Origin of the sequence: Mycobacterium sp. (assembly GCF_049683935.1) — a bacterium.
In the GTDB taxonomy this organism is placed as follows: Bacteria; Actinomycetota; Actinomycetes; order Mycobacteriales; family Mycobacteriaceae; genus Mycobacterium.
The window spans coordinates 20,962-27,227 of the sequence record NZ_JBAUJR010000377.1 but is presented as its reverse complement, the minus strand read 5'-3'; the positions used below and the strand labels follow the sequence as shown (position 1 = coordinate 27,227).

At 65.6% G+C, this 6,266-nt stretch carries 5 protein-coding genes; 3 read left to right on the top strand and 2 right to left on the bottom strand.

Annotation, left to right across the window (positions count from 1 at the left end; translation table 11 throughout):
* Together WA965_RS21860 and WA965_RS21855 are read right to left on the bottom strand one after the other, a co-directional pair.
* A partial coding sequence (locus WA965_RS21860) for a hypothetical protein (RefSeq protein WP_526296757.1) occupies positions 1 to 517 on the bottom strand: 517 nt, incomplete at its 3' end.
* A 29-nt stretch (positions 518 to 546) separates the two neighbouring features.
* On the bottom strand, positions 547 to 1,053 hold the full coding sequence (locus WA965_RS21855; protein WP_526296755.1) for a ribonuclease FAU-1 family protein: 507 nt from the start codon (positions 1,051 to 1,053) through the stop codon (positions 547 to 549).
* Positions 1,054 to 1,134: 81 nt separating this feature from the next.
* Here WA965_RS21855 and uvrB point away from each other — a divergent pair, with 81 nt between their 5' ends.
* From uvrB to WA965_RS21840, 3 genes are all read left to right on the top strand, one after another.
* Positions 1,135 to 3,294: an excinuclease ABC subunit UvrB gene (uvrB, locus tag WA965_RS21850; protein WP_526296743.1), complete on the top strand. Its 2,160-nt coding sequence runs from the start codon at positions 1,135 to 1,137 to the stop codon at positions 3,292 to 3,294.
* 39 nt (positions 3,295 to 3,333) lie between these two features.
* On the top strand, positions 3,334 to 4,749 hold the full coding sequence (locus tag WA965_RS21845; RefSeq protein WP_526296741.1) for an MFS transporter: 1,416 nt from the start codon (positions 3,334 to 3,336) through the stop codon (positions 4,747 to 4,749).
* 73 nt (positions 4,750 to 4,822) lie between these two features.
* Positions 4,823 to 6,199, top strand: coding sequence for an MFS transporter (locus WA965_RS21840; protein WP_526296739.1), 1,377 nt, complete (start codon positions 4,823 to 4,825; stop codon positions 6,197 to 6,199).
* The last annotated feature ends 67 nt before the right edge of the window (positions 6,200 to 6,266 follow it).

Below are 6,266 nucleotides of genomic sequence, written 5' to 3'. Positions count from 1 at the left end.
GCGGCAGTCCTTCGGCAGGCGGGGGCGCGGCCGGGTCCACCGGCACGGTGTTGGTGATGCCGCTGACCGGGGCCTCACAGGTCAGCGCGCCGTAGTCGGGGTCGTCGCGCTGCGGTGTCACCCGCGGCGCGATGAAATCGTCGGCCTGCGCGACCACGGCATCGTTGACGAGGATCTCGCAATGCAGATTCGCCGAGTACGGCCACTCGATGGACACCCGGACATTGGCGATCTGGGAGGCCGGTAAGACGGTGTTGGCCTCGAACACACGGCCGGGGACCATCGTCGGGTTCGCGATCTGCAGCTGGTCACCCTCGGCCCGATAAGTGATGGTCGCGCCGCGTGAGACACCGTCCACCCGGGCTCGATAGACGATGTTGTGCAGCACCTCTTGGTCAGGTGCGGGGGTCTCGATCTGGGGTTGGGTGTCCGGATCCGCCGACGCGGTCGCCGGGAGAACCTGCCCGGCGGCCAGCGTCATCACCGCGGCTCCGATGGCCGCGCAGGCTGCGTGCATCCGTCTGCTCGAACTCACAACACAGGATTCTAAGCCCCGCGCCAGGTCAGGGCCATGCCGTTGCCCGACAGCCAGCGGTCAAGATCGTAATCGTGCCTGGCCAGAGCGTCGACGGTGGCGATGGCGGTGCAGATCGCCCGCTCGCCGCATTCCGGACTGAGCAGGCCGTGCCGGACCGCCGTGAGGAGTTCGTCGACGTCGGTGATCTGGACTCCGATGCCGGTGCGCAGGACCAGGTCGAGATAGTGATCTTCACCCCGCCACCTCGCCGGTCCCGGTGTGTAATCCCCGACGTCGAGGTAAAAGTCCTGTTCGCGCTCGTGGCCGGCGTTGAAGTGGAACACCGTCGCGCGCAGTCCCAGCGACGGCAGCAGCCATGACTCGATGTAGTGGAACTGCGCTCGCCCCGGCGTCGGCCGGGCCATGTAGAGGCCCCATGGTTCGACCGTGTAGACGTCCACCGTCCGCACGATCCCCTTCGGGTCGGTGTTGGTGCGGGCGGCGAGGTCGAATGTCTCGTGCTTGGGAGGGTGGATGCCGACCAGGATAGGCCCCGGTGGGGGGCCGCGGCGATCGCCGGAACAGAACATGTCGGTATCAGGTTCTACCCTGGTGAAATGGCTTTCGCGACTGAACACCCGGTGCGGGCGCACTCGGAGCATCGTCCCGTCGACGACATCGTGCGCGCAGGTGGCAAGTTCGAGGTGGTCAGCGAGTACGACCCGGCAGGCGACCAGCCCACCGCCATCGCCGAACTCGAGAGGCGGATCAACGCAGGCGAGCGGGACGTGGTGTTGCTCGGTGCCACCGGCACCGGTAAATCCGCGACCACTGCGTGGCTTATCGAGAAACTGCAACGTCCCACGCTGGTGATGGCGCCCAACAAGACCCTGGCCGCCCAGTTGGCCAATGAGTTGCGGGACATGTTGCCGCACAACGCTGTCGAGTACTTCGTGTCGTACTACGACTACTACCAGCCAGAGGCGTACATCGCTCAGACCGACACCTACATCGAGAAGGACAGCTCGATCAACGACGATGTCGAGCGGCTGCGCCATTCGGCGACCTCCAGTCTGCTGTCCCGTCGCGACGTGGTGGTGGTGGCGTCGGTGTCCTGCATCTACGGCCTCGGCACCCCGCAGTCCTATCTGGACCGTTCGGTGGAGCTCAATGTCGGCGACGAGGTTCCCCGCGACGCGCTGCTGCGCCTGCTGGTCGATGTGCAGTACAACCGCAACGACATGGCATTCACCCGGGGATCGTTCCGGGTACGCGGCGATACCGTCGAGATCATCCCGTCGTACGAGGAACTCGCCGTGCGCATCGAGTACTTCGGCGACGAGATCGAAGCCCTCTACTACATGCACCCTCTGACCGGCGATGTCGTCCGCAAGGTCGATTCGTTGCGGGTCTTCCCGGCCACGCATTACGTGGCCGGTCCCGAACGGATGGCGCAGGCGATCTCGTCGATCGAGAAGGAGTTGGAGGACCGGCTGGCCGAACTCGAGGGCCAGGGCAAGCTGCTCGAGGCCCAGCGGTTGCGGATGAGGACAAACTACGACGTGGAGATGATGCGTCAGGTGGGCTTCTGCTCCGGCATCGAGAACTACTCACGGCACATCGACGGACGCGGTCCCGGTACCGCCCCCGCGACGCTGATCGACTACTTCCCCGAAGACTTCCTGATGGTGATCGACGAGTCGCACGTCACGGTGCCGCAGATCGGCGGCATGTACGAGGGCGACATGTCCCGTAAGCGCAACCTGGTGGATTTCGGTTTCCGGTTGCCGTCGGCAGTCGACAACCGGCCGCTGACGTGGGAGGAGTTCGCCGACCGGATCGGTCAGACGGTTTACCTGTCGGCCACCCCCGGACCGTATGAGATGAGCCAGTCGGGCGGCGAGTTCGTCGAGCAGGTCATCAGGCCCACCGGACTGGTGGATCCGCAGATCGTCGTGAAGCCGACGAAGGGTCAGATCGACGACCTGATCGGTGAGATACGCAAGCGGACCGCCGCCGACGAACGCGTGCTGGTCACCACTCTGACCAAGAAGATGGCCGAGGACCTGACCGACTACCTGCTCGAGATGGGTATCCGGGTGCGGTACCTGCACTCCGAAGTGGACACTCTGCGCCGCGTGGAGCTGCTCAGACAGTTGCGGCTCGGGGAGTACGACGTGCTCGTGGGCATCAACCTGCTGCGTGAGGGTCTCGATCTGCCGGAGGTGTCGCTGGTGTCGATCCTCGACGCCGACAAGGAAGGTTTCCTTCGATCGGCACGCAGCCTGATCCAGACGATCGGACGGGCGGCGCGAAACGTCTCGGGTGAAGTGCACATGTACGCAGACAAGATCACCGACTCGATGCGGGAGGCCATCGACGAGACGGACCGGCGCCGGGCCAAGCAGGTCGCCTACAACCTCGAACACGGGCTCGATCCGATGCCGCTGCGCAAGAAGATCGCCGACATCCTGGACCAGGTGTACCGGGAAGCCGACGACAGCGAGACGATCGATGTCGGGGGATCGGGTCGCAATGCGTCGCGGGGCCGTCGCGCTCAGGGTGAACCCGGTCGGGCGGTGAGTGCGGGCATCTACGAGGGCCGCGACACAACCACCATGCCGCGTGCCGAGTTGGCCGATCTCATCAAGGACCTCACCGCGCAGATGATGACCGCCGCACGGGATCTGCAGTTCGAGTTGGCCGCCCGGATCCGCGACGAGATCGCCGACTTGAAGAAGGAACTGCGCGGCATGGACGCCGCGGGCCTCAAATGACTTGATCTCAACCGCTGTTGAGGTCCTACGGTCTAGTGCGTGACCGACACCGCGGACCTTGCCGGCGGAACTTGGCGCGAGCTTCTCGGTCCCCGCAATATCGGGGCCGCAGCGGTGCTCGCCGGCGGGATCGCGCTCTATGCGACCAACGAGTTCCTGACCATCAGCCTGATGCCCAGCGCGGTCGCCGACATCGGCGGTCAGCGGTTTTACGCCTGGGTGACGACGGTGTACCTCGTGGGCTCGGTGATGGCCGCGACGACGGTGCACTCGGTCCTGATGCGTCTCGGGCCGCGGTGGTCGTATCAGTTGGGCCTCAGCGTTTTCGGTGTGGGCAGTGTGGTCTGCGCTCTCGCGCCGAGCATGGAGGTGCTGCTGGTCGGCCGCACTGTGCAGGGCGCGGCCGGAGGCCTGCTCGCCGGGCTGGGATACGCGGTGATCAACACCGCGCTGCCGAGTTGGCTGTGGACAAAGGCTTCTGCCCTGGTATCGGCGATGTGGGGTGTCGGGACGCTCGTCGGGCCCACCGCCGGCGGGCTGTTCGCCCAATATGGTTCGTGGCGATGGGCATTCGGTGTTCTCGTGGAGCTGACCACGGCGATGTCGGCGTTGGTGCCGATCGCTCTGCCGAGTCGCCGTGACACTGCCAAATCGGTACCTGCCACCCGGATCCGTATCCCGGTGTGGTCATTGCTCATCCTGGGCGCGGCCGCGCTGCTGGTCAGTGTCGCGAGCATCCCGCACGACCGTCGGGCGACCGCCGTCCTGGTGGCCGCGGGCCTCGGACTGGTGGCGCTGTTCGTGGTGGTCGATCGTCGGCTGGACGCTTCGGTGTTGCCCCCCAGCGCGTTCGGCAAGGGCCCGTTGAAGTGGATCTACGCGACGCTGGGGGTGCTGATGGCCGCCACAATGGTCGACATGTACGTGCCGTTGTTCGGTCAGCGGCTTGCCCATCTGACACCGTTGGCGGCGGGGTTCCTCGCCGCGGGCCTGGCGGTCGGGTGGACGGTCGCTGAGATCAGCAGTGCTTCCCTGAGCCGCCACCGGGTGATCATCCGCACCGTCGCGGTGGCGCCCGTGGTGATGGCGGTCGGCTTGGTGATCAGCGCGCTGACCCAGCATGAGAACGCGTCAGTCGGTCTGGTGGCGCTGTGGGCGGCCGGTCTGGTGATCACCGGCGCGGGCATCGGAATCGCGTGGCCGCACCTTTCGGCGTGGGCGATGAGCAAGGTGGACGACCCTGCCGAAGGTCCGGCCGCCGCTGCCGCCATCAACACCGTGCAAGTGATCTCCGCGGCGTTCGGGGCCGCTCTCGCCGGAGTGGTGGTCAATCTCACCGACATTGGCGATGCCACCGCCGCGCGCTGGCTTTTCCTGTCCTTCGCCGGGCTCGCGACGCTGGCGGTGGTGGCCTCGACAAGGAGCGGCCGAAGCCCGGTGTCGACTCCCGGATGACGGGTTCGAATCCCGTCGCTCGCTCTCGCTGGCATGATGTGCCTTTGCCGAATTCGAGGCGAGAGGCGCAACGATGAGCAGTGACGTCACCGAAGGCGATCTGGTCGACGGGGTTCCTCGTCGACGGATCGTGGTCGCGTCGATGGTGGGGACCACCATCGAGTTCTACGACTTCTACATCTATGCCACCGCAGCGGTGACGGTCTTCCCGCATCTCTTCTTCCCCAAGAGCGATTCGACGACCGCGCTGCTGGCCTCACTGGCCACCTTCGGTCTCGCCTTCGTCGCGCGCCCGGTCGGCTCGGTCGTGTTCGGTCACTTCGGTGACCGGGTGGGACGCAAAGCGACGCTGGTCGGATCGCTGCTGCTGATGGGCATTGCGACGTTCGCCATCGGGTTGTTGCCGACCTACGCCCAGATCGGGGTCGCCGCGCCTGCGCTCCTGGCAGTCCTGCGCTTCTCGCAAGGCCTGGCACTCGGTGGTGAATGGAGTGGGGCAGCGTTGCTGGCCACCGAGACCGCCAGGCCCGGCAAACGCGGCTGGGCCGCCATGTGGCCACAACTCGGGGCGCCCTTCGGTTTCCTGCTGGCCAACGGCCTGTTCCTGGTGCTCATCTTCTGGCTCGGGCACCGCACGGCGGAGCCCGATCTGGACGGGGCGTTCATGACCTGGGGCTGGCGCATCCCGTTCCTGTTGAGCGCGGTGATGGTGGCCATCGGTCTGTATGTGCGGCTACGCATCATGGAGACACCGGTGTTCAGCCGCGCTGTGGCCCGGGGAGAGAAAGTGAAGAGCCCGCTGGCACAGGTCTTCCGTTCCAGCTGGCGTCAGTTGGTCATCGGCACCTTCGTGATGCTGGCGACCTACACGATGTTCTACATCGTGACCACGTGGGCGCTGAGCTTCGGTACCGGGAAGCGACCACCGGATGGCACCGGCCTCGGGTTCGGTTACGTCGACTTCCTGCAGCTGCAGTTGATCGCCGTGTTGTTCTTCGCCGGCACGCTGCCGTTGTCGGGTTGGCTCGCCGACCGTTTCGGGCGCCGCCGGCTGCTGTTGATCGTCACCGCGGGCATCATGGTTTACGGCGCGCTGTTCGGCCCGTTGCTGGGCTCGGGCACCACATCGTATGGCACCATGCTGATCTTCCTGATCATCGGGATGACACTGATGGGCTTCACCTTTGCGCCGATGAGCGCTGTGCTGCCCGAACTGTTCCCGACCAATGTGCGCTACACGGGTTCGGGAATCTCCTACAACGTCGCGAGCATTCTCGGTGCCGCCGTGGCGCCGTTCATCGCGACCTGGCTGGCGACGCAGTACGGCGTCGGGTGGGTGGGTCTGTACCTGTTCATCGCCGCTTCTCTGACCTTCATCGCGATTCTGATCATGCGTGAAACACGGGACGCGCCGCTGGATTCGGTCGACAGTCGAGAGGCTGTGCGCTAGGCATTATCCGCGGCGTTGACGCCGGTGTCGGTTCTGTTGCAACACAAATCGGCAACCGTTCGATCAC

Bases quoted from the DNA above. Each gene is read 5' to 3' on its own strand.
- uvrB (WP_526296743.1), top strand. From the start codon at position 1,135: ATGGCTTTCGCGACTGAACACCCGGTGCGGGCGCACTCGGAGCATCGT.
- WA965_RS21840 (WP_526296739.1), top strand. From the start codon at position 4,823: ATGAGCAGTGACGTCACCGAAGGCGATCTGGTCGACGGGGTTCCTCGT.